12 protein-coding genes are annotated in these 24,456 nt (G+C 43.2%); 6 read left to right on the top strand and 6 right to left on the bottom strand.

The features are described from left to right. The first annotated feature begins 30 nt into the window (after positions 1–30). The gene (locus NOS7524_RS11265) at positions 31–351 is read left to right on the top strand and encodes a DMT family transporter (protein ID WP_015138610.1); all 321 of its coding nucleotides are present in this window, start codon (positions 31–33) and stop codon (positions 349–351) included. Positions 352–1,027: 676 nt separating this feature from the next. Beyond that, positions 1,028–6,163 carry an nSTAND1 domain-containing NTPase gene (locus tag NOS7524_RS11270; RefSeq protein ID WP_015138611.1) on the top strand — a complete coding sequence of 1,712 codons (5,136 nt, stop codon included), beginning with the start codon at positions 1,028–1,030 and terminating at the stop codon, positions 6,161–6,163. A gap of 143 nt (positions 6,164–6,306) precedes the next feature. Here NOS7524_RS11270 and NOS7524_RS11275 read toward each other — a convergent pair whose 3' ends face one another. Both NOS7524_RS11275 and NOS7524_RS11280 read right to left on the bottom strand, forming a co-directional pair. Then, positions 6,307–7,077, bottom strand: coding sequence for a hypothetical protein (locus NOS7524_RS11275; RefSeq protein ID WP_015138612.1), 771 nt, complete (start codon positions 7,075–7,077; stop codon positions 6,307–6,309). 83 nt (positions 7,078–7,160) lie between these two features. Then, entirely contained in the window at positions 7,161–12,932 is a 5,772-nt protein-coding gene (locus NOS7524_RS11280) for a choice-of-anchor L domain-containing protein (protein ID WP_235622424.1), read from the bottom strand. Between NOS7524_RS11280 and NOS7524_RS11285 the strand changes: the two genes are divergently transcribed. Beyond that, positions 12,840–13,529, top strand: a complete 690-nt coding sequence (locus NOS7524_RS11285; RefSeq protein ID WP_144050861.1) for an IS1 family transposase — start codon at positions 12,840–12,842, stop codon at positions 13,527–13,529. The two genes, NOS7524_RS11280 and NOS7524_RS11285, sit on opposite strands and share 93 nt — an antisense overlap. Here the strand turns inward: NOS7524_RS11285 and NOS7524_RS27795 are convergent. Next, on the bottom strand, positions 13,526–14,908 hold the full coding sequence (locus NOS7524_RS27795; RefSeq protein ID WP_015138615.1) for a hypothetical protein: 1,383 nt from the start codon (positions 14,906–14,908) through the stop codon (positions 13,526–13,528). The genes NOS7524_RS11285 and NOS7524_RS27795 overlap by 4 nt on opposite strands. 251 nt (positions 14,909–15,159) lie before the next feature. Here NOS7524_RS27795 and NOS7524_RS11295 point away from each other — a divergent pair, with 251 nt between their 5' ends. Then, positions 15,160–18,696, top strand: coding sequence for an eIF2A-related protein (locus NOS7524_RS11295; protein ID WP_235622425.1), 3,537 nt, complete (start codon positions 15,160–15,162; stop codon positions 18,694–18,696). A 496-nt stretch (positions 18,697–19,192) separates the two neighbouring features. Further along, positions 19,193–19,822, top strand: a complete 630-nt coding sequence (locus NOS7524_RS11300) for a TMEM165/GDT1 family protein (RefSeq protein ID WP_015138617.1) — start codon at positions 19,193–19,195, stop codon at positions 19,820–19,822. 117 nt (positions 19,823–19,939) lie between these two features. Here NOS7524_RS11300 and NOS7524_RS11305 read toward each other — a convergent pair whose 3' ends face one another. After that, on the bottom strand, positions 19,940–20,812 hold the full coding sequence (locus tag NOS7524_RS11305; protein WP_015138618.1) for a tetratricopeptide repeat protein: 873 nt from the start codon (positions 20,810–20,812) through the stop codon (positions 19,940–19,942). Positions 20,813–21,186: 374 nt separating this feature from the next. Here NOS7524_RS11305 and NOS7524_RS11310 point away from each other — a divergent pair, with 374 nt between their 5' ends. Then, positions 21,187–22,251, top strand: a complete 1,065-nt coding sequence (locus NOS7524_RS11310; protein WP_015138619.1) for a hypothetical protein — start codon at positions 21,187–21,189, stop codon at positions 22,249–22,251. A gap of 143 nt (positions 22,252–22,394) precedes the next feature. On the opposite strand, the gene NOS7524_RS11315 is transcribed toward NOS7524_RS11310, so the two are convergent. Continuing rightward, a complete protein-coding gene (locus NOS7524_RS11315) occupies positions 22,395–23,564 on the bottom strand; it encodes a homocysteine biosynthesis protein (RefSeq protein WP_015138620.1) in 1,170 nt (389 codons plus the stop codon). 23 nt (positions 23,565–23,587) lie between these two features. Then, positions 23,588–24,451 carry a DUF4351 domain-containing protein gene (locus NOS7524_RS11320; protein WP_015138621.1) on the bottom strand — a complete coding sequence of 288 codons (864 nt, stop codon included), beginning with the start codon at positions 24,449–24,451 and terminating at the stop codon, positions 23,588–23,590. Positions 24,452–24,456: the final 5 nt, after the last annotated feature.

A 24,456-nucleotide genomic window follows, 5' to 3' on the forward strand; every position in this document is an offset into this window, starting at 1 on the left:
CTATACAGTTGTCAAGAGTTCACGACAAATATGTTAATCAATTGGGTTTACCTGCTTGCAGCAATTTTATTTGAAGTTTTAGGCACAACCTGCATGAAATTGTCAGAAGGATTTAATAATCTTATTCCTTCTATCTTGATATTTGTCTTTTATGGATGTGGTTTTACCTTCTCTACCCTCGCTCTTGAAAAATTGGACATTAGCTTTGCTTATTCTATTTGGTCAGGATTGGGAACGGCTTTAATTGCTAGTATTGGCATTATTTGGTTCCGTGAGTCTATGTCCTTGGTAAAATTTGCATCCATTGCTTTAATTATCATGGGTGTAATTGGTATAAATGCGAGTAAATAACCCTGGTCATCATCATAGTGATACCTACGGCAACGTGTAGCTTATAGCCTGTGATAAAAAAACCCCATTCATATCATCATGAATGAGGTAAATAGCAGAGGAAATCAACAAAGGTGATAAGTCTAACTTTGCTTTTGAAGACAGGAGAATGTATCGCGATCGCTACCATCAACTATAATGTCAGCAGACTAACTCAATTAGCCTGCTTTTTTGTTAGCAGAAGGAGCTTCAACCTTATATAATCAGGTCTGCAATCACTTTACACTCAATACTCTAACAGAGTTAATTGTGTATTTGTAGCCAGTTTGGCGCTTTTTTATATCCGTAATTTATATGATTGTGCATTACACGAAGTCCTTGTAGAGACGTAGCAATGCTATTCTCTACAAATAAATTGATACACTTTATTAACTTTTTGCGAATTTTCCAATTATGAGACTGTAGACAACAAAGTTCATCCTATTGTGTAGTATAAATGCAGCAATCAGAGACAACGGTATGTCAATATAGTATCTGTAGAGCAATAGCCGATACGAAAATTAATCGGATAAATCACAATTATAACTATATCTCAAGTATCTCCTGACCTAAGATTACAAATAATACACATAACTGTATATTCACACTTGCTCAATTTTGAATTTTAAATTTTGTAGGCAATTTTGAATTTTAAACAATGTCTCCACTCGGTATCACTACCAGTCACTTAACTCATACCCTAAAAACCGGAGAAGCGAAACTTTGGTTGTTGCTAGTGGGAGTCAACCAATATCAAGATGAGAGACTACCATCATTACGCTACTCGGCTGTTGACTGCCAAGGTTTAGCAACAGCTTTAGCCGATGCAACTCAAGGTTTCCCCCACAAGCAAGACTACATTCACCATGATTTTGTGGCTCTACAGCCCCTACTAGCTAAAGTGCGTGAGAGCTTAACTCAAATTACTCAGGCAGCTCAACCACAAGACACAATTTTATTTTATTTCTCCGGTCACGGAATGCTAGAACCAAATTCCCAGCAGGCAATTTTGTGTCTAGCAGATACTCAAACAGACGACTTACTCAACACGGGTTTAGGGTTACAAGAACTTTTACAACTGTTAGGCAATAGTCAGGCACAAACCCAGTTAGTTTGGTTAGATGCTTGTCATAGCGGTAGCCTCACATTCCGGGGTGCAAAAAGTGAAATCACCCCACCTACCCCATCTAACCCAACACCGCAGATTGTAGAATTATTACGCCAAAAAGCCAAACAGAGTAAAGGGTTTTATGCCTTGCTGTCTTGTGACACCAATCAACAATCTTGGGAATTTCCCGAACTGGGGCATGGGGTGTTTACATATTACTTGATGCGGGGTTTGCGGGGTGAGGCGGCTGATAGTCAAGGTTTAATTGATGCTGACGGACTTTATCGATATGTTTATCAGCAAACTAAGCAATATATCGAACAAACCAACCAACAATTAAGACTGATTAATCAACAAAATCGCACCAGAGGAGACACCAAACTTTACTCGGAATATCCATTGCAAACGCCTAAACGGATTGTGGAAGGCGTGGGTGAGGTGATTTTAGGTATCAAACCTGCATCGGTGAAAGTTTCTGATTCTCGCCAAGCACTCATTGTAGAAGGATTGACAACTAATCAAACTACCCTGGCTTTTAGCAAACTTCTGTGTGCTGTTGGTGGATTTGAGATAGAGTATTGGCCAAGAGCCAACACCACCCAAGATTTACAAACTACAATTCAAACCTGTCTGCAAACTATAGAGCCGCCAAACCAGCAACAAAATTTGGCGACAGTCCTGTTATATTTACGTGGACGCTTAGAAACTACTGAAGTTGGAGAACCTGCATTGGTAGTGGCTGAAAATATTCGTCTGAGTCGTTCTTGGTTAAGGCAACAACTCCGACGCTCTCCTTATAGCCAACAAATCATCATTCTAGATTCTCCCATAGGACAGCACGGTTATGCACTTCTACCGGATTGGGTAGAAGATTTACAACTAGGGTTTGAGCAAGGACAGTGTATCATTGCTGCGGCTTCATCACCAGACAACCCAGAACAATTTGCCCAAATGTTACACTCCAGTCTGGAAACAGCTCAAGGGCAATCGAGTTTATCAGCTGCGGTTTGGATTAGCCAATTACAACAAATATGGTGCCAAACTTCCCTACCTTTGCAGATTTGGCTATCTGGTAGTCAAGGGGTAATTGAAATCATCCCCGCTAGTCGGAGTAATAGGAACAATCAGTCAAAAACCACCATTGATTTAGGAATTTGCCCTTATCGGGGATTACAGGCTTTTTGTGAAGAAGATGCTCAGTATTTCTATGGTAGGGAAATTCTCACCCAGCAACTTATCGCTGACTTAGAGAGAAAATCATTTATTGCTGTGGTGGGAGCCTCTGGTAGTGGGAAATCTTCTTTGGTGCAGGCGGGTGTCATGGCGCAACTGCGTCGGGGTAAACAATTACTTGGTAGTCAAGATTGGTGGATAAGAAGCTTTCGCCCTGGTGCCAATCCCCTAGAAGCTTTATCCCGATGTTTGGTTGATAGCGGGACTGAACGCGAAAAAGCCTATCAAAACGCGCAATTGGAAGGAATGTTGTATCAAGGTGCGGCAGGTTTAGCCCATTGGGTGAAGCAGCGTTCCGAACCAATGTTAGTTTTAGTTATAGACCAGTTTGAAGAATTATTTACCCTGGCTCCTCATGAAGATAGGTACAGGTTTTTAGAAATTATTTTAGGGACACTGGAGCGATCGCCAGAAAAGTTTAAACTGATCATTACTCTACGGGCTGATTTTATTGCCTCTTGTTTAGAAGTACCAAAATTAGCCAAGCTGTTGCAGCAGTCAAGTGTCCTGCTACCACCATGCTTAAATCAAGAAGAATATCGTCGCATTATTCTGCACCCTGCCGAACAAGTCGGGTTAACACTAGAGTCAGAATTAGTCGAGGTATTGTTACAGGAGTTAGACTACTCACCTGGGTATTTGCCATTACTGGAATTTGTATTGGAACAGTTATGGGAGTATCGTGAGCAAGGAGTCATTAGTTTACAGGCATACCAGCAATATTTGGGTGGAATTAAAGGCACACTAGAAAAGAAAGCCCAAGCAGTCTACGAAAGTTTAGAACCAGAAGCTCAAGAATGCGCCCGGTGGATTTTTTTAGCCCTGACTCAGTTGGGTGAAGGTACAGAAGATACTAGACGGCGGGTATTGAAATCAGAGCTAATGGTGAAAAAATATCCCGTGGCTTTGGTGGAAAGAACATTGCAGATATTAATTGCTGCCAAGTTGGTAGTAGTGAATGTCGAAGACGACATCATTGAGGGACAACATAGAACCGCCTCCCCATCCCCCACTGCCAACTCCCAACTCCCCACCCCCTCCGTCACAATAGAGGTAGCCCATGAAATTTTGATTCGCCACTGGTCAACACTACGCTGGTGGTTAGAGGAAAATCGTAGTAGATTGCGATCGCTACGTCAAATTGCACAAGCTGCTACTTTATGGCAGCAACATAACCGTCAACCAGACTTTTTACTGCAAGGTGTTAGGCTCGCAGAAGCAGAAGAAATTTATCTCAATTACACTGATGAGCTGTCTTTGGATGTGCAGAACTTCATTGCAGCTGGTTTACAAGAAAGACGACGACAACAGCTAAAAGAACAAAATCGCCTCCGACAAGCACAAAGGGCTGTAGCTATTATCAGCACCCTGGGATTGACGGCTTTTGGTTTAGCTGTGTTTGCTTACCAACAAACCCAAAAAGCCCAGTTACGGGAAATTCAGGCGGTAAGTTCCCTCTCTCAGAATTACCTACTGTCCCATCAGCAGTTAGAAGCATTGTTAGCAAGTGTCCAAGCGGGTAAGGAAGTCCAAAAAATTTATTTAGGAGTCCCCGCAGATATCCGCAATCAAACTACAACTATCCTGCAACAAGCTGTCTACAGTACCCAAGAACGCAATCGCTTTCTACATAATTCCTGGGTAACTAGCGTCAGTTTCTCACCAGATGGAGAGATATTAGCTGCTGGTAGTGCAGATAATACAATTAAAATTTGGCGTAAGGATGGCAATTTACTCACTACCCTCACCAATCACAGCGATGGGGTCAATAGCATCATGTTTTCCCCTGATGGTGAGCTGTTAGTTTCTGGTAGTGCTGACAGTACCATTAAACTCTGGAATCGTAGCGGTCAATTACTCACCACTCTTAACGGTCATAGTCGTGCAGTTAATAGTGTCAGCTTCTCCCCAGATAATAAGATTATCGTCTCTGGTAGTGCTGATAATACCGTCAAACTTTGGACGCGTGACGGACAGCTACTACTCACCCTCAACGGACATAGTGGGGAAGTGAATACCGTCAATTTTTCCCCAGAAGGGGATACTATCGCCTCCGCCAGCGATGACGGCACAATTAAACTATGGGGTGTAGATGGCCGTCTGTTAACTACTATCCCAGCCCATACCAAAGAGGTGCGGAGTGTGAGTTTTAGCCCTGATGGTAAGACAATTGCTTCCGCTAGTGCCGACAATACCGTAAAACTGTGGAGTCGTAACGGTACTTTACTCAGAACTCTGGAAGGACATCAAGAAGCTGTCTGGCGAGTGATTTTTTCCCCCGACGGACAGATGATTGCTACAGCTAGTGCTGATAGAACCATTAAACTTTGGTCAAGGGATGGTAATGTTTTGGGAACATTCCTTGGGCATAACCATGAAGTCAACAGCCTCAGTTTTAACCCAGACAGTAGCATTCTAGCTTCAGCTAGTGATGATAATACTGTCAGGCTATGGAATGTAGATAGAACAATACCCAAAACTTTTTATGGGCATAAAGGCAGCGTCAATAGTGTGAACTTTATCAATGATGGTAATACCATTACTTCCCTGAGTTCTGATAACACCATGCGGCTGTGGACTTTGGACGGGCAACTAACCAAAACCTTAACTTCTCCCATTCCTGATGTCACCAGCGTCAGCTTTAGTGCTGATGGTAATACAGTAGCATTAGCTAGTGCTGATCAAAGTATTCAAATTCGCGATCGCGATGGCGCTTTGCTGCACACCATGCAAAGTCATAGCCATTGGGTAACAACCATGAATTTCAGCCCAGATAATCAACTCCTCGCTTCTGGTAGCGCCGACAAAACCATCAAACTCTGGAGTGTAGACGGGCGCTTACTCAATACCCTCTCAGGACATAACGGTTGGGTGACAGATATCAAATTTACCCCCGATGGCAAGAGAATTATTTCTGCTAGTGCTGATAAAACTATCAAAATCTGGAACCTCAACGGCAAACTCCTCAAAACCCTACAAGGTCACAGTGCCAGTATTTGGAGTGTTAACATTGCTCCTGATGGTCAAACCATTGCCTCCGCTAGCCAAGATGAGACAGTTAAACTCTGGAACTTAGAGGGTAAATTACTCCGCACCCTGCAAGGACATAATGATTTAGTTTTTCATGTCAATTTCTCACCCGATGCTAAAACTCTCGCCTCCGCTAGTGATGATGGCACCATTAAACTGTGGAATGTTGCCAACGGTACTGTGTTAAAAAAAATTCAAGGACATCAAGGTGGTGTGAGGAGTGTGAGTTTTAGTCCCAATGGTAAACTATTGGTTTCTGGGGGACAGGATGCCACAGTCAAACTGTGGAACTTAGAAGGGATAGAACTACAAACCCCCGACTTAACTCAACTACTCAATCGAGCTTGCGATCGCCTAGCTGATTATCTCACCAATAGCCCCAGTGTCACTACAGAAGACTATCAAATGTGTTTTGGGGAGTAGTTATTGGGCATTGGGCATAACTGGCTTTTTGAGTGTGGGGAGAGGGGGAAGAGGAGGAGAACGTTCTCCCCACACCTCCCACACCCTACCCTGACGAGGTTTCAGCTTTACAAGCGTGCCATTCGTCCCCTACACCTCTGACATTAAAAGTAACCTTTTTGACGTTGTTGTAATTTCTGCAATACCAGCAAACCAAATGCTGCACCTAAACTAAGAGTCATAGCTGGTTCAGGAACAGTCCGGGTAATATCAGACTGAAGTTTCACATCACCAACAAGTAGCGCAGATGTCACACTGGTATCAAAATCATCAACTATGGCAAAACCTAAAAGGTAATTGCCAGCTGCTAGCGGTTGAGATTTGAAGATATTCATTCCTGTTTCTGCGAGGAAATCTAAATTAGTGCTAGGGGAACCAAACACACCGTTAGTATCTCCTAAACCAATCACAGTAGATATAGCTGAGTCAAGATTTTTCAGGATAACAAAAGCCGCATCATTAGTACCGAATACATCTGGTGTTTCTTCATTAGTTAAGAATTTCCAGTTCAAACTTAAAATATCCCCAGCTTGAGCTGTAAATGTTTGCTTGAGGGCAGAACCTTCAGTGGCATATTCGCCTAAATCAAAAGGGTTAACACCAACAAAAGTTTCTAAATCACCGATATAACTTACTTCTGTACTGGAGAAATTGAACTTGCCAGCAGGTTCAGGAAAATCATCTTCCAGAGTCGAGGATGCGTTTGTTAACAAAGCCTGTCCTTGGAAAATACTGACATCTCCAGTAGTTTCCCATTGACTTAAACCATTGCTAAAGCCACCGTTGAGAATAGCAGCTTGAGCAGGAGTCACCCACCCCAAAACACTAATAATGCTAGTCAAAATTGCGCGGTTAGTGAATGTAGAAAGAGTCATTAAATTCCACCTTTGTAAAATATTTTTCCACAACAGTTAAGACATTTTGAGCCAAAAGGAAGTGCTTTTGGCTCAAATCAGCACTAGAAGATAAAGTTATTGGGATTATTCAATGTATTGGTATTAATACCTTCGCCTTGAACCAAAATAAACGGACGGAACACACCATCTGTATTTAAGGTGATTTGCGTACCTTGCGCTACATTATTAAACCCAACATTGGCGGAACTAATACCCAAGTTACTCAATAGTTGGCTCATGTCAATCTGGTCTTCACCCAAGGTAAAGTCAGTAATGATATCTCCCCGGTCTGTTAAATTAATGTAGACAAATCGGTCGTATCCACGGCCACCAGTGAGGATGTCTTGACCTTGGAGTCCAATAATCATGTCGGGGCCATCTGTGCCGACTAGAGTATCGCGGCCTGGTGTACCCATGATTCTATTAAACTCATCATTATCCTCAATTTCTACCGTCAGGTTAGAAAGTGGTAGTTGATTGTAGCCAGAGTCATTACTGCTGACATTGAGAGTAATCGTACCAGTGTGATCTCCCTCTATAATCAAATCATCTACCGCCGTGACACTGACAAACTGCGGATTTAAAGCATTTTGTGGCGTAAATATCAAGGTGATTGGGTTGTTGCCTCCTTGACCTAAATCTAGCTGTTTATCTGGGTCAATGGTAATAGTGACAGTATCTGTAGGTACAGATTTCAGTGCTACCAAGAAGCCATCCACTTTACCACCTTCTGCCACACTCAAACCGTCTTCACTGCGTGTGGTAATAGATACACCCGGCATCACTGTGACAGAGGGATCAACTGTTCCCAATGTGCCAGCTTTCAAGAACACAGCCGAATCTAACAAACCATCTCGGACATCTTTGACAGTCACAACTAAGGTATTTTTCTCATTGGGGATGGTGGGGCCGACAAAGGTTAATACCTTGGTGTAACCATCAAGCTTAGTTTGCTCACTGGCTGGGCCTGTTCCGACTGGATTATAGATAAAGTCTGGGTGATAACCAAAGGGAGTGGGAGCGAGATTGTTGATTGTAACTGCTTCGCCATCACTTAATAAAGCCAAATCCAGACCGTTCAACTTCAAGCTGAACTCGTCATTAAACTGACTACCGCCAAATTCAACAAACTCTTCAGAACCGAAGACAAACTGGAAGTAAACTAATGGTGCTGTGGGGTCAGCGACAAACTCGATTTGCATCGAGATAGTGTCATTGGCTGCCCCTGGTAGACCAAAGTCGGTGCTGAGGTCGTTGAGTCCACTGAGGGAGCGATTGGAAACAGAAATATTTCCGTCTAAATTTTCACCATTGTTACCAGCTTCAGCAACGTAAAGATACAGAGGCTGTCCGGGAGATACAGCTGATGTGAGGTCAAATCCTACTTTGCCATTAACACCTAAGCTAGCAAAACCCTTGGGATTGCTAACTGAACCAGTGCCATCAAAGCTCCCTAGGGTAGCACTTCCATTATGGATGTAGCCGTTAATAGTACCAACCAGATCACCTATGAAATTTGGGTTATTAGTAGGAGACTGATCTCCTGGAATAAAGGTAGTTCCTAAAGGACTAAAGTCAAAGACATTTAACCCAGGTAAAGCTTGAACCTGTGCTGCTGAGGTTACAAGAGTGCGACTAAGTTTGATTGCATCCAGGTCAAATCCACTAAATATACCAGGGCTGCCACCAGGGCTACCTGAGTCACCTATTGTTAAAGAACGCAGATCAAATCCTAGATTAGAAAGGTTAGCGACAAAAACAGCCGAGCCTGGTTGATTGTTGCTGGTATCACCTGCCACACCAGGCAAACGGGTAAAGTTGAGAGGCACACTAATACCAGGAGAAAAGTCCCCATCAGCTGTGTTACCACTTGCTAAATCTTGGACTCTGCCCGTACTTAAAACTACCCCAGAACCTAAGCCAAAGGGATCATCTTGGAATGTCCCAAATGCTCTGCGATCGCCTACCAATTTAATGCTAAAGTCACTCAGTCCCGCAGTATCACCTAGTAATGTGCTTAACAAAGTAGAAGCATCATTAGTTTGGGTAACAGAGAAGTTGTCATCCAGATTTTCCAGAACATTTGCGTCTTCTACTTCGAGTAGATTAGTGGCTGGTTCCTCCACTGGGGAATCAACTGACAAAACCTGGGGTTCGTTGTCTTCTGTGAATAAACTCTCTATTGTTGAGAAATCATCACTTGTAGCATCATCAGACAAAATGATGATAGGTGGGCGACTAACATATCTGATATAACTTGCACCTAGGTCAAAGTCAGTTACTCCTTGAACAATGCCGATGAGTTCTCTATCAGGGAATTCAATGTCGGTTGTGGTGATACGGAAAATTTGTGTAGAACCGTTAGCAACTACTGTGGTGTAGTTACTACGAGTACCGTTAAGTTGAATGATGTCGCCTTCATTGGGATTTAAGTCTGTAATTAGGGCATAGTCTGTATTACCATCCCTAAAGGCCACAAAATCGTTGTAGAAGAAATAATCTTGATTACCTAGCCAGAATTCATCTGCTCCTGCACCGCCTGTTAATACATCTATCTCGCCGACAGAACGTCCAGAAGAGTTGATGTAATCAACACCGATCAAGATATCATTACCATCACCACCATTGAGGGTGTCACTACCTCTACCACCAATGAGAGTGTCGTCACCGTCTCCGCCGCTTAATTGGTCATTGCCACCATTAGCAAAGATAGAATCATTACCACCATTACCAATTAAAGTGTCCTGTCTATTTCCACCTATAATCTGATCATCTTGGCTAGTGCCTGTGATTCGGAAACGTTCAACATTACTGAAGGTAACTTGGTCAAAGATAGCACCAGCAGTATCTCTGCGATATAAGCGTCCACCGAAAGAAGCATTCAAGCCCTGCAAGTCTGCATATTGGATACCTGTACCAATATCTCCCACGGAGTAATCGACAATTAGCAGGTCATCATCTTGGATACCACCAACATCATCGCCACCAGGTTCTATACCACCGCCACCATCGACAATATCAATGCCTAAGCCCGAATTGATGATGTCATCCCCGGCACCAGTGCGGAAAATATTATCTACACGCCCTAATTGAGTCAGTCTGTCATTGCCAGCACCAGTTTCAATATCTTGGAAAACCTCAAACCGAGTAATGGCACTACCATCTGCAAGTCTCAAGGCTTGATTGGGATTTTCTTGTAGAGGATCTAGGCTAACTAAGACGATATTATCTGGCTTACCTGATAAATCAATTGATAGGGTATCAATTCCTCTGCCACCATCTAAGTAAATAAAACTATTGGCGGCAGGAGTACCGGCAAATCCTAAGTTAATATCATTTTGGTCTGTAATAACATCATCACCGTCATCAGCCAAAATCACGTTACTACCACGACCACCATAGATAGTGTCATCTCCAGTACCACCTAAGAGAATGTCATCTCCAGGGCCACCTCGAATCTCATCGTCTTGAGTTGTACCAATGACTGTGAGATGTTCAATATTGCTGAAACTAACAGAATCGAGAATGGTGTTATTGTTATTGCTGACATTTCGGTATAAGTACCCAGCACTGGTCAAACCCGTGAAGTAGCCACCGATAATGCCAGTACCGATATCATTGCGGGAATAATCGATGATCAAGCGATCGCTACCACCGTTACCATTAACAGTATCAAGAACACCATTGCTTAAACCAGGGTTAATGATATTGTTACCGTTATCTCCAATCAGGACATCGTTAAAGTCAGACCCTAATAAATTCTCTACCGTGGCTATTTGCCCATTGTGAACGAAAGTATCACCTTCGCCATGACCACCAGTATTAACCGCACCAGGAAGTAAACTTACCCTCACCCCAGATGGTGACTCGCTATAGTCTGCCCAGTCAATACCGGTACCACCATCGAGGACATCAGCACCTATACCACCAATTAAGGTGTCATTACCAGCATTGCCTCGTAATGTGTCATTACCAATAAGTCCTCTGAGGATGTTATTAGCAATATCACCCTCTAAGGTGTCGCTGAAGTTGGAGCCTTCCAGGTTTTCAATTGAGCTTCTATTAGCAATGGGATCACCATTCGCATCACTAGCTCGCTCAATCACATCCCCAGCCGCATATCCACCACTGTTGTTATTGGTCAATAGACTGACATTCACACCTGCATTAGAGCGTCTGTAAGTCACCCAGTCACGACCATTGCCCCCATCCAGGTTATCAGCCTGAGCGCCAGCGACGAGAATATCATCGCCATCCAAACCAGATACATTCCCAGCTGCATCACTAGCCACGAGAATGTCGTTATAAACTGAACCCTGGACATTCTCAACATTAAAGATTCTGTCGCCGTTAGCCTCACCCCCAAATCCTCGATTAGCAGGTAGACTGGTCAACACTTTATCTATGGGGGAGATAAAAGTTACATTGCTATTGGAGACGTTGACATAAACTCCAGCTTTGGAACCAATGTAGGTGATTGTATCTTTACCCTCTCCACCATCTATATAATCAGCCCCGGCTCCTGCTAGTAGTACATCATCACCACCTAATCCTAATAGGGTATCGTTACCGTTGTCACCCTGAAGCACATTATTTTCATTGTTGCCAACAATGGAGTCGTTGAACCTTGAGCCAACAATATTTTGAATATTGATGAGAGTATCCTGAGTACCATACCCATCATTGCTAGCCTGTCCTAAAGCCAGGTTAACTACAATCCCGCCTGGGGAATCGCTATACTCAGCCGTGTTGCCACTCTTATTCTTAGCACCACCATCAATGATGTCGTTACCAGCACCACCAGATATAAAGTCATCGCCCAAGCCACCAAAAATGCTGTCATTACCATTACCGCCTTTGATTTGACCAGGGGCAATCACACCGTTAATGAAGCGAATTTCATCATCCCCATTACCAGCATCAATAACTACCAACTTGACATTTTGATAGCGTTTAGGTTCTGGGTCTAAACCTCGAACTTCAACAACTTCATTGCTGGCATCACCAGAGATGTGTTCGACGATGATAATGTCATTACCATCAGTACCTGTACGAATCACCACCCCAGCATCATTTAACTGTTCGGCTAGGGGTGAATCGGGAGCGGGTTCTCTATCAATGACGTTATAGTATTGATCGGGATCACCAATGCAAAAGTCTTCAAAGTCTTCTGGTGTAAAGCTGATGAGTTTAATGTTGGCTAAATCTAGTTTGCGGGAGAAACTGAAGAAGCCAAAATCTAGTTCAATTTGACCAAAGACAATAAAGGTTAATTCACCACTGGGATTGAACAGACACAGAATATTTTGCCCCTGCTCTATGGTGTTTAATATTTCACTGCCGCGAACTGTATAATTGTTGGACTCATCACCCAAGTCCATGAAGACTGTTAGTGATAAACCACCGCCTATAGATGCGTTCACAGCTTTGGTGTTTAACTGTGCTTCAGCAGTAATTAAACCACCCAGTTCGAGGTTATGATCTCGCTCACCATCTTCATCTTTATCTCCGGTGGGTCTGCTGGCGTAAAATCCATCTAAAAGTTTGCTGGCATCACTAAAACCACCTTGGCGATATTCTATGAACCCTTGGGTATCATAACCGACTGCGATCGCAGCATTAGCAAAGACACCTCCTTTAAACTGTAGGGATACTGGGCCAAAAATGGGAATGGCTGGAGGTTCAAATGTATAGGAAAATGCGGCGTTGCATAATATAGGGAGGAATTGAGGTAAACTACTGTGCATTGTCCATACTGTGAGTCTACGGAGATCAGAAAAAATGGTAAACGTCGAGGTAAACAGAATCACATCTGTGTGAGTTGTGGTCGCCAATTTATCGATGTCTATAGTCCCCCAAAAGGGTACTCAGATGAAATCAAACAAAGTTGCTTGCGCTCGTATGTCAACGGCATGGGATTTAGAGCGATTGAACGTGACAAAGGGGTTCATCACACAACTGTCATTAATTGGGTAAAACAAGCAGGCGAAAAACTCCCAGATGCGCCACCAATTGAACAAATACCACTGGTTGGCGAGCTTGATGAATTAGAGACTTTTGTCGGGTCAAAAAAACAAAATCTGGTTGTGGACGGCAGTAAATCACTTCCAAAAAATATTTTAGCTTGGGTCTTGGGAGACCACAGTGCAGAAACCTTCCAACCTTTATGGGATATTGTTTCTTTATGGCAATGCTATTTTTATGTCTCTGATGGATGGCCGGTCTACGCGAGTTTTATTGACTCAGGAGACCACATTATTAGCAAAACATACATGACCAGAGTAGAAGGAGAAAATACACGCGGCAGTCATTATTTAGCACGTCTACATCGCAAAACGTTATGTTATTCCAAATCAGTAGATATGCTTAAATATTCAATTCGTTTATTACTCCATTATCTCAAGTATAGACGAATACCTGTATTTAGTTAACTCATCCCGCATTTATGCAACGCCAGAAATAGTTTAATGTCTGCTTCAACGGTGAGTGGGTCAGCGTCAATTTCTAGACTCTCTAAATTGTTGAACCTGACTCGACCATTACCATCGACATTGCTACCTGCTTCTAGTGTTAGGTCAGCCGCAAAATCAGCTGTCAGTATACTCCCTCTGTCAGTAGCCTCGATTTGCAGAAAGCCCAAAGTACCATCTAAAATCAGGGGTTGATCACTGTCATCAACCAATTTACCGACAAATTTCGCTTGGAATTCTTTAGCAACTGAGGTTTCTAAAAAGATGGCATTTTGATCATTACTGAAATTGTCAACCCCAAAGCCAACGCTTAACTTAATGTCTAAATCACCCTTGAGTCCACCGCCGAGATTTAAACCTAAGTTTGGTGAACCCAGATTTTCGTCTAGGGAAATATCAGGATCAAGTTTGACCCCTACGTCAAATTTGAAGGCAATACTATTAGCATCCTGGGGTGTCTTGATGTCGTTGATACTAATGTCGTCACCTTCATCATCGGAATCTAACAGGATACCTGCGCCGTTCAAGGCATCAAATAGTGCTTGCCGGATAGTGTCAACTGCATTATCTTGAAGGGTTTCCAGCTTACTTTTAATTTCGGTTTCAACTTGGTTAACAAACTCAATTACACGGGATTTGAGGTCAAATTTATCACCTACAATTGGCAGATTGGCGGTGTCTGGAATATTTTGCTCCAGAATCGTCCTAATAGAATTGAATAAGTCTGTAATTTTACCCGGTAAAAATTGCAGATTATCGGCTGGGTCTGTATTCGCTTCTACTTCTAGTGTTTGACCATCAATTGTAATGTTAATAACATCATCTGCTGATTTCAGTTGTTGTAATTCTGGCTCAGAGAGGGTAAGCCCTTGAACTATCTTGGCAAAGATTTTGCCTTCGTCTCCTCGCGAATCTTCTTGATTAATCTGGGAATCGATAAAGTGACCTATTTCTTCAAGTAAAACATCCTTAATTAAGCTAGAATCTTCACGCAACAAATCTGCTGATACATAGACTGTGTTGGTACTGCGAGAAAAAGCAGCCCTTGCACCTCCAAGGTCTGCGGCTGAACGAACTTCAAATTTTGGCAACCCGGAAAAATCACTGGTAGCCCACTGTTGACGCAGGGTTTCTAATTTTTCAGGATTGAAATCATTACCAAAGGCTGGTGTGATTGCTGTTGAAAAGTCAATACTAGATACAGAGGCAAAATTATTAAGAGTGGTGAAGATAGATAAAGATGTATCAGTAGCGACAAACTTGAGTGATATGTCGAAGTTTTTCAGCAATGTTTCAATGGTCTGAAATTCGCGAGGCAATAGGGAATTACGTTTACTCATGTTGATTTTTCCTAAACTTGATGCTTAGTCTCGTGGAGTACATTATTTCTGGTGTAATTTATGACAATGCAGACTTATAACAGCGAAAAAGTTTATAAAAGCAATGGATAGCGCCAAAAAGGTTAATTGCTTTACTAATTCGTTAAAAACTAGCTCATTCTCATTAAATCTTGATGATGACTAAGTTTAAGACTGAGAATATACTGACTTGTGACTGACTTTAGAGTAAGATCATCTAAGTGTATTAAGTATTGTTACGCAGAATTTTCCTGTATCGTATGTCGCGATCGCTCAAAGTTAGTCCTCAAAGTCTGGAAAACGTGAGAGCATCTCTCAAACGCAATGGTTTTTCCAGCCAAAAAAGTCTTGCCCAAGACATGGGAATTGCTTTGGCAACTATCAGCAAGTTTTTAACGGGAAAACCTGTAGATTACGGTTATTTTCTCGAAATATGCTTAAAATTGGGGCTTGACTGGCAAGCGATCGCAGACTTAGGTGATCCACTTCAACCAGAGCCTGAACTCTTTCCCATTGAGATCATCTCCACACGCTCTGACTGGGGGGAAGCAATGGATGTTTCCACCTTCTACGGACGAACATCAGAACTGGAAACATTACAGCAATGGATTATAGAAAATAACAGCCGACTGGTGGCAGTGTTGGGAATCGGAGGGATAGGTAAGACAGCCCTAACAGTACGATTAGCCCAACAAATACAACCAGAGTTTGATTATGTCATTTGGCGCAGTCTCCGCAACGCTCCACCTTTAGACACATTGTTAACTGATATAGTGGCTTTTATTTCCCATCAAGAAGAAACCACAGCCGAAATTAATAGATTAATTCATTACCTCCGTTCCTCACGTTGCCTAATCATCTTGGACAACTGGGAAACTATTTTCCAAGAAGGTGATTATGTTGGTAAATATCGTCCAGGCTATGAAGGATATAGCGAACTCTTGAGAATCATTGGAGAAGTAGCCCATCAGAGTTGCTTAGTGCTTACCAGTCGAGAAAAACCAGCCGAAATTGCTACCTTTGAGGGTGCAGATATGGCTGTGCGTTCTTTATTAGTGCGGGGTTCACCAGAAGTAGCACAAGCTGTAGTAGAAACTAAAGGATTATCGGGAAGCGAGAAAGAAAAGCAAGAATTATGCGATCGCTACAGCAATACTCCCTTAGCATTAAAAATAGTCGCCTCCTCAATTCAAGACCTCTTTGATGGACAAATTAGCGAATTTTTACAACAAGATACAGTAGTTTTCAACGGCATTCGTCGTTTGCTTGACCAACAGTTCCAACGTCTTTCTTCCTTAGAGGAAAGCATTATGTACTGGCTAGCAATTAATCGAGAATGGACAAGCATCAAAGAGTTACATCAAGATATTATCCCTGCGGTTTCCAGAGCCGACTTATTAGACGCACTAGAATCTTTGAGTTGGCGTTCTTTAATTGAAAAAAAAGATAGCAGTTATACCCAGCAACCTGTAGTCATGGAATACGTGATGGAGCGATTGCTCAAGCAGGTTAGCACTGAAATGGTAGAAGAACAAACAATTTCAACAGAAAATTTTCCCCTGTGGCAAACTCATGCCTTACTGAAAACCACAGCTAAAGATTATGTCACAGAGACTCAACGCAGGTTAATTTTAGAACCAATAGTCCAACAAATCCGGCGCAAATTTTTTTCCCCACTAGCAATTGAACAGCAACTGCAATTGATGCTGAGGAGATTAAAAAGCAAGTCAAGGAAATTCTCAAGTTACGGTGGTGGTAATTTAATTAACCTTTCTTATCACCTGCAAATTAACTTAACAGGATATGACTTTTCCTATTTACCAATTTGGCACGCCTATCTACAAAAAGTAAATTTACATCAAGTTAACTTTGCCTACTCCGATCTCACTAAATCTGTTTTCACTCAAACCATAGGCGGATTTGTCTCCGTTGCATTTAGTCCCAATGGTCAATTTCTCGCTACAGGGAATACTAACGGCAATATTTGCATCTGGCAAACTGCAAATAGTCAACCAATTTTGAACTGTGAAGGGCATCAAAACTATGTGCGAGCAGTGATTTTTAGCCCAGACGGACAAACCCTCGCCAGTGGTAGCGATGATCAAACTGTAAAGTTGTGGGATCTTCGCACAGGCCAATGCCTCAATACCTTAGAGGGACATACGAGTGCAGTTAACTCCGTGGCATGGAGTCCAGACGGACAAACCCTCGCCAGTGGTAGTGATGATCAAACTGTGAAATTGTGGACTTTCCCCACAGGAAAATACCTCCACACCTTAACAGAGCATACGAGTGCAATCACCTCCATAGCCTGGAGTCCAGACGGACAAACCCTTGCCAGTGGCAGTGATGATCAAACTGTGAAGTTGTGGGATACCAACATATATCAATGCTTCCACTCCTTGCAAGGACATACAGGTATGGTCGGTTTAGTCGCATGGAGTCCCGACGGATGTATCCTTGCCAGTGCTAGTGCTGACCAAACCATCAAGCTGTGGGATATCGAAACCAGTCAATGCTTAAAAACCTTGCAAGCTCATAAAAATTGGGTATTTTCATTGGCATGGAGTCCCAATGGACAAACCCTTGCTAGTGGTAGTGCTGACCAGACTATCAGATTGTGGGATATCAAAACCAGTCAATGTTGGAAAATCTTACAAGGACATACGAGTGCAGTAGCTGCGGTGGCATGGAGTCCAGATGGACGAACCCTCGCTAGTGCCAGTTATCAACAAGCAGTCAAGTTGTGGGATACCAAAACTGGTCAATGCCTCAACACGTTGCAAGGACATACCAATGTAGTATTTTCACTAAGATGGGGTTTAGATGGACAAACCCTTGCCAGTAGCGGCGGCGACCAGACCGTAAGGTTGTGGGATACCCACACGGGTGAATGTCAGCAAATATTACACGGTCATGCTGATTGTGTTTATTCAGTGAGGTGGAGTCCCGATGGACAAACCCTGGCCAGTGGTAGTGGTGATCAGACCGTGAGGCTGTGGGATGCCCGCACTGGTGAATGTCAACAAATATTACAGGAGCATAGCAATTGGGTATATGCAGTAGCATGGAGTCCCGACGGCCAAACCCTCGCTAGTGGTAGTTGCGATCGCACAGTGAAACTATGGAATTCCCATACTAGTAAATGTTTACAGACATTGCAAGAGCATAATAATTGGGTACTGTCCTTATCATGGAGTCCCGATGGCAACACCCTTGCCAGTAGCAGTTTTGATCAAACCATTAAGTTATGGGATACCCGCACAGGTCAATGCCTCACTACCTTGACAGATCATAATCACGGTGTATATTCCGTGGTATGGAGTCCTGATGGCAAAACCCTAGCCAGTGGCAGTTTTGATCAAACCATCAAGTTATGGGATACCAGCACGGGTCAATGCCTCAACACTTTACAAGGACATACCCATTGGGTATTTTCATTATCATGGAGTCCCGATGGTCAAATGCTTGCTAGTACATCTGGTGATCAAACAGCTAGACTGTGGGATGCTCACACAGGTGATTGTTTGAAGACATTAGACGGGCATCACAATATGGTTTATTCAGTAGCATGGAGTCCCGATAGTCAAACTCTTGCCATTGGCATTGCTGATGAGACTATTAAACTTTGGGATATTAAAACAGGTAAATACTTGAAAACCCTCAAGACTGGTGGCCCTTATGAGGGGATGAATATCACTGGAGTCACGGGAATTACAGAGGCTCAAAAAGTAATGCTGAAAGCTTTGGGAGCAGTTGAGGAAAGTTAGACAAATTCAATGCCCTATGCTGCTTACGCCCAGCTTTGTTAACAGCACTCAAAATTATTGTAATTGAGTGCGATCGCTGCTGTAGTCATTGGAGTCTCCAGTTTGTTTTCAGATGATACTTCATCAGCCTTGGAGGAAAATTTCCTTGATTGTAATATCAATTTCCCAAAATATTTGTGACAGGATAATTCTTGACCCTCCGAATTTTAGATTTTGGATTGAATCTAAAATCTAAAATCTAAAATCCAAAATTGATTGACTCATACCTGCAATAGATGTAAGATTTACCTATAACAGAAGGGGAGTAGCTACTGGCAAAAAGTTTCCCAGCCAGTACATCTGAATCAACACACTGGCGATAAGCCTGGTTCAGATGACAAATATTCAAGATTTGGTAGCGAGACCTTCACTAAGTTCACAAAAAATGTGAGCTTGGTGAGGTCTTTTGGCTCTCTTCAAGCTCACATGACACACGATTCTTCAGGAGCTTGAAAGAGTGATAACAGCTTTTACCGCCGGCTTATTATTAATTACAGTTTCAGAATTAGGGGATAAAACTTTTTTTATTGCTGTGATTTTGGCAATGCACCATTCACGGCGATTAGTATTTGTGGGAGTGGTAGCTGCTTTAGCTGCAATGACAATCCTGTCAGTGTTATTTGGACAAGCAGCATCTCTACTGCCAAAAGTTTATATTCATTATGCTGAAATCGGATTATTTTTAGCCTTTGGTATTAAGTTGTTGTATCAAGCTAGTAGGATGACGGCTGCGGTTGCACAAGCCGAAATGAACGAAGAAATTGCAGAAGCTAAAGCCGCAGTAGAAAAAGCCGATTCCCAGCTACCAAAACAAAAAACTCCCTTATCGATTGTCATCGAAGCCTTTGTATTGACCTTTATGGCAGAATGGGGCGATCGCACCCAAATCGCCACCATAGCCTTAGCCGCCGGAAATAACGCCATTGGTGTCACCATAGGAGCTATTTTAGGTCATGCCATTTGTGCTGCGATCGCAGTCATTGGTGGCAAAATGATTGCCGGCAGGATTTCCGAGCGTCAACTCACCTTTGCAGGCGGATGCTTGTTTTTGATTTTTGGCGTTGTTGCCGCTATAGAAGGAGCCTGAGAAAGATAAGGGGATGAGGGGGATGAGGAGGATGAGGGGGATGAAGTAAATAGAAATTCTTCCCCATCTCCCCCCACTCCCTCATCTCCCCCACTCCCCACTCCCCACTCCCTCATCTCATTGCGGAGGAGTGCTTTCTGTCGTGGGTACAGGTGCAGGTGCAGGTGCAGGGGTTGCAGTAGCGGCTTTGTTAATTTCATCTTTGTATTGGGCTGGAGCTAAAGCCACAGCACTATCAAACAAAGGTTTGGCTTCTGCGGCTTTACCCTGTTCCTTCAACAGCATCGCCTTAGCCAAAACTGGGCGGAAATCCTTGGGGTCTTTTTTAATGGCTTGATCAAAAGCAGAAACAGCTTGAGGATAGCGTTTTTGGTTAGCGTGAACATTACCTAGTAATACCTGTACAGCCACTACATCAACACTTCCAGGCTGAATTGTGTTTGCTTGAGCCGCATTAGTGAGGGTATCTTGCAGTAAACCAATAGCTGCTTCTGGGCGTTGTTGATCTAACAACAGAGCCACCATTCCCTGCAAAGCCTTTAAATCTCCAGGTTTCGTGTCCAAAATTGTCCGATAAGCCTGAGCCGCTCCTTCCTTATCACCAATTTGCTGTTTGGCTTGAGCTAATAGCACACCGTATTCTGACTGATCGGGATTGAGTTTAGCTAGCTTTTCTAAAGGTTCAATGACCCCTTGAATATTACCTTGCTTTAAACTTAACAGTTGTAGTCGCGCTTGTAATAGACCCTTGAGTGCTGTTTGATTTTCTGGTTCCCGTTGCAAAACCAGTTCATAACCCCGCACAGTGTCTTGCAATTTTGTTTTCTGCTCAGAGGCGGCAGAATTGGTACTGGGGCTAGCAGGATTCTGATTTGAGGATGTCGTATTGTTGATAGCACCAATAATGGGAACTACAGAAACACCTACAAAAGTCAGAACTGCCAGTGCTAAAATAATTTGAACTATCCAGCGATTGCGCGGTTGAGACACGATTTTGTCCCTCTCCAAAACTCTAATCTCATTATTATTGACACAAATTAGAAAGTTAAAAATTTCCAAAACCGTGCGGAGAACAGCCAATTACCTGTGAATTTTATAACAAATGATTATCTGCACTGCTAAAGTAAGTGATGACTTTAGGGAGAGCCATCAGATTTGAAGCTATGATATGCTTCCGAAACTAGAGTAAAGACGCTAAATTACACATTTAGATTCTGAATGACCAATTTAGCGTCTTTACAATTGTATAGAGTGTTCTGATGTAATTTTGGAAAAAGCCAATATACTTTCATCTGTATAAACGCTCTTTCCGTCTGCCTTAGTAAAATCCCACAATGGGATGTGTCTCCGCCCAAGGAGTTTTTATGAATTCCGACCTGATGCCTTCGCCTGAATCCTCTAACTCTTTTCCTTCCCAGGAACCTCAAACTCAAACAGAGGCAGCTGCTCATGTTCATGTAGCAGCAACCCAGCCCTCTAAGGTTGAGAATCCACCTGTCCAGTCCAGTGAAACCAACTCAAATGAAAACTTAGCCGATCACCTACAGTGGGGCGAAGCCCATCGCCAACAGCCGATTCCGCCGCCCAGTGAACCGATGCAGTACCGAGCCATCGGATTAGTTCGGGGACGCTATCGAGCCAGTGATGACCAATTTACTCAAGGCATCTTACTGACCGCAGATGGCGTAGAACTAAATGCTGTCCTCCTAGGTCGGATTATGAGCCTAGTGAAAAATCACCTAGACCTAGAAAAAGATCATTTGTGGGTAGTTTATCCCCGCACCAGACAAGAAAATGACAGCTTACACATTCAAATTGTAGGGGTCTGGGAGCCAGAAAGTCTGGCCAAAAAGTCAACTGAAGAAAACGAGCCAGATTTGGAGTCACAAGTATTACAGACACCAGATGAGAGTTCAACCGATCAAAATCAAGCAACTACAAACCCCCCAGTACCTTCATCTGGTATTCCCGATGGTGGTTTTTCTGTGCGTGGCGAGGTAGTTTACCAGTCTTTCGACGAGAAGAGCTTGGTTGTCAAAATTAAGCAGGCTCCACGTAAACCGACTGACAAACCCAAATATTTCAAATTAAAACTGCGCGGTGTGTTAACCACCAAAGCTGTAGGCAAGTTTTGGGACTTCCAAGCCAAGCGAGAAGCCGACGTATTAGTAGTAGAAACGGCGGAAGCGATCGCTGACTTACCCAAAAAACGTAGACCTCCATTCAAAGGTGGTGGTGGGCCTCGTGGTGGTGGCGGTGGCAGAAGACCATTCCCTCCCAGACGGCCAGGAGAAACTCCACGCCCCGTCAAGAGAGCAAGCGGTGAATCCTCGTCATTTCCCAAACCCTTGCCAAAATCGCCCTCGCCCTCGCCGTCGTCTACACCCATCCCGAAACCTGTAAAACGACCAAAGCCGACTCAAGAGTAGGGATTGGGTATTGGGGATCGGGGATCGAGGATTAGGTATTAAGGATTAGATATGGTAAAAGGGATGTTTTTACACCCAGTCCCCAATCCCCAGTCCCCAGTCCCCAGTCCCCAGTCCCCAATCCCCAGTCCCCAGCCCCCACCCTAAAAGTCTGTCCAACGGTCTTGAGGGAGAAAAGAACGTTCCATCGGTATCGGGGCTACTGGTTCTGTGAGGGTAAAACTGCCTGCTGCAATCCATTGTTTTAGCTCTAGGGCAACTTGCCGAGATAAAAACACACTTGCCAAAGGGGCGGCTCGCACTGTTTTCCCCTCAATGGTGATACGCCCGGACTTCAGTTGGGCGTAACTCACCAAACCAAATGTCGGACGCACACGCCGAGGAATGGAAAAATCAACTATGGGCGCAACTAATTCTTGATCTTGCACTGCACAGTGTTCTACTACTTGTTCATTCAATATGGGGATTGGTACACCCACGCCCAACATTAACGAAGGCCCATAATTTTTAAAGTAACAACCTCGTACCCATCGGGCATCCATTTGTTTAGCATCACCAATTAACGCTAAAGTAGCAGCCGGGCCAATCGGTGTTTGATTCGCTAACCGCTTCTGTAAAGGAAAGTGTTGTGTACCTTCCCAAGCGACATAACCAACACCGCCGCCTAGAAAAATTCTGGTGCCAATGCCGATAAGTTGTAAATTCGGGTCATTAAATAGGGGAGAAATCGCACCAGGGTTAGAATAAACCGCATTACCCAAACGCGGTTGTAGAGGGCCGAGATAAGTATGAAGTTGGCGATCGCCTCCATTCACCCCCACGATAAAATTCTGATAAAGATTGCGCGGATTAAATAAATAAAACTGATTAATAGTGTCGCGGGTAATAGAAGTTTCAAAACTAGCTCTGGGATAACAATCTGTAACTTGTCCTTGCGCTCTGACGTGAACAGGTTTACCTGCGATTAAATCCTCTATCACATGACCGCCACCACGCTCCCGAACTTCTTCCCCATCCATCGTATCCACAGCACAGCTAGCACCCAAATATAAATCAACTGCGCCAAAACCACTGTATGCGGGAACGCCATCCACCCAACAACGGCGAATTTTGATTGGCGGGTCAGTATGTCCCAGGTTAATAATTGCACCACTTGATTCCATCGGCTCAAAAGTGCCAGTGGTGACAACATCAACCTCTTGGGCAACTTTACTCACACCGACTTCTAAAACTCGTGCTTTAAATTCTTCAGATGTTAACACCACCGCAGTTTGACGGTGAATTTTCTCGTTAATTTCCGCAATAGTTCGCATTGTTTATGTAGCGGATTGACATCCTAATCCTGGGTTGATATTTCTGCTAAGTAATTGATTAAATCAGTTAGGCTAGAAAAATCTAAGAGTGCTTCTGCTAAATTTTCTAATTGATTAGTTGATAGCTCATGAATCCTCTGTTGTATTTGAGGATCAAGATTACCAAATCGACGATGAAGCTGACGGATAATCAACGTTGCTTCCCCTTCCTGTTTTCCTTGTTGTAGTCCTTGTTGTAGTCCTTGTTGTAGTCCTTTTTGCAGGATATCCTGATAAATCACAGATTCTTGCATAATTTCCTCACGAAATAGTTGTCGGATCAAATTTTGCTCAAAGCGCAACCCGGCTATCACTTGTACACAAGCTGAGATATTGATTCGCTCATCTGTTTCTTCAATCATATCGACATGGGCTGCAACTTGCTCTAGGAGGGTATTGGGTGAATTAGTTTTAGCTAAAGTTGCTAAAGGTAAAAGTGCCGGGTTAGCTAGCAGTGGCGTGGGATCTTCTTCCCAAATCCGAATCACTCGATATTCATGTCTGGTTTTAGTGTCTACATACTCGGTATGAAAAACTATTTCTGCTGTACTCGGTTGCAGAAATATTACCACCTGCTCAATTTGACACCAGTATTGTCGTTTCAATCTGGTGTAGTAATCCAGCATCCGAAAGTTAATTGGAGGATTGGATGTGGGTAAAGTTTGAAATTCTAGATGCAGAATTTGATTGGATATTTGTAGAAAAGTAACAGCATCAGCTCGAATGGGTTCAAGACTGAGTTCTGTTTTTAGTACCTGGATGTCTGAAGTTTCAGATGAGAGTAACCATCTAGAGAATTCAGCAGGATAGTTTTCTGCTAGGTATTTGCAGATATTATCGTAAGCCAAGGGCG

It is taken from the genome of Nostoc sp. PCC 7524 (genome assembly GCF_000316645.1).
Classification (GTDB): domain Bacteria; phylum Cyanobacteriota; class Cyanobacteriia; order Cyanobacteriales; family Nostocaceae; genus Trichormus.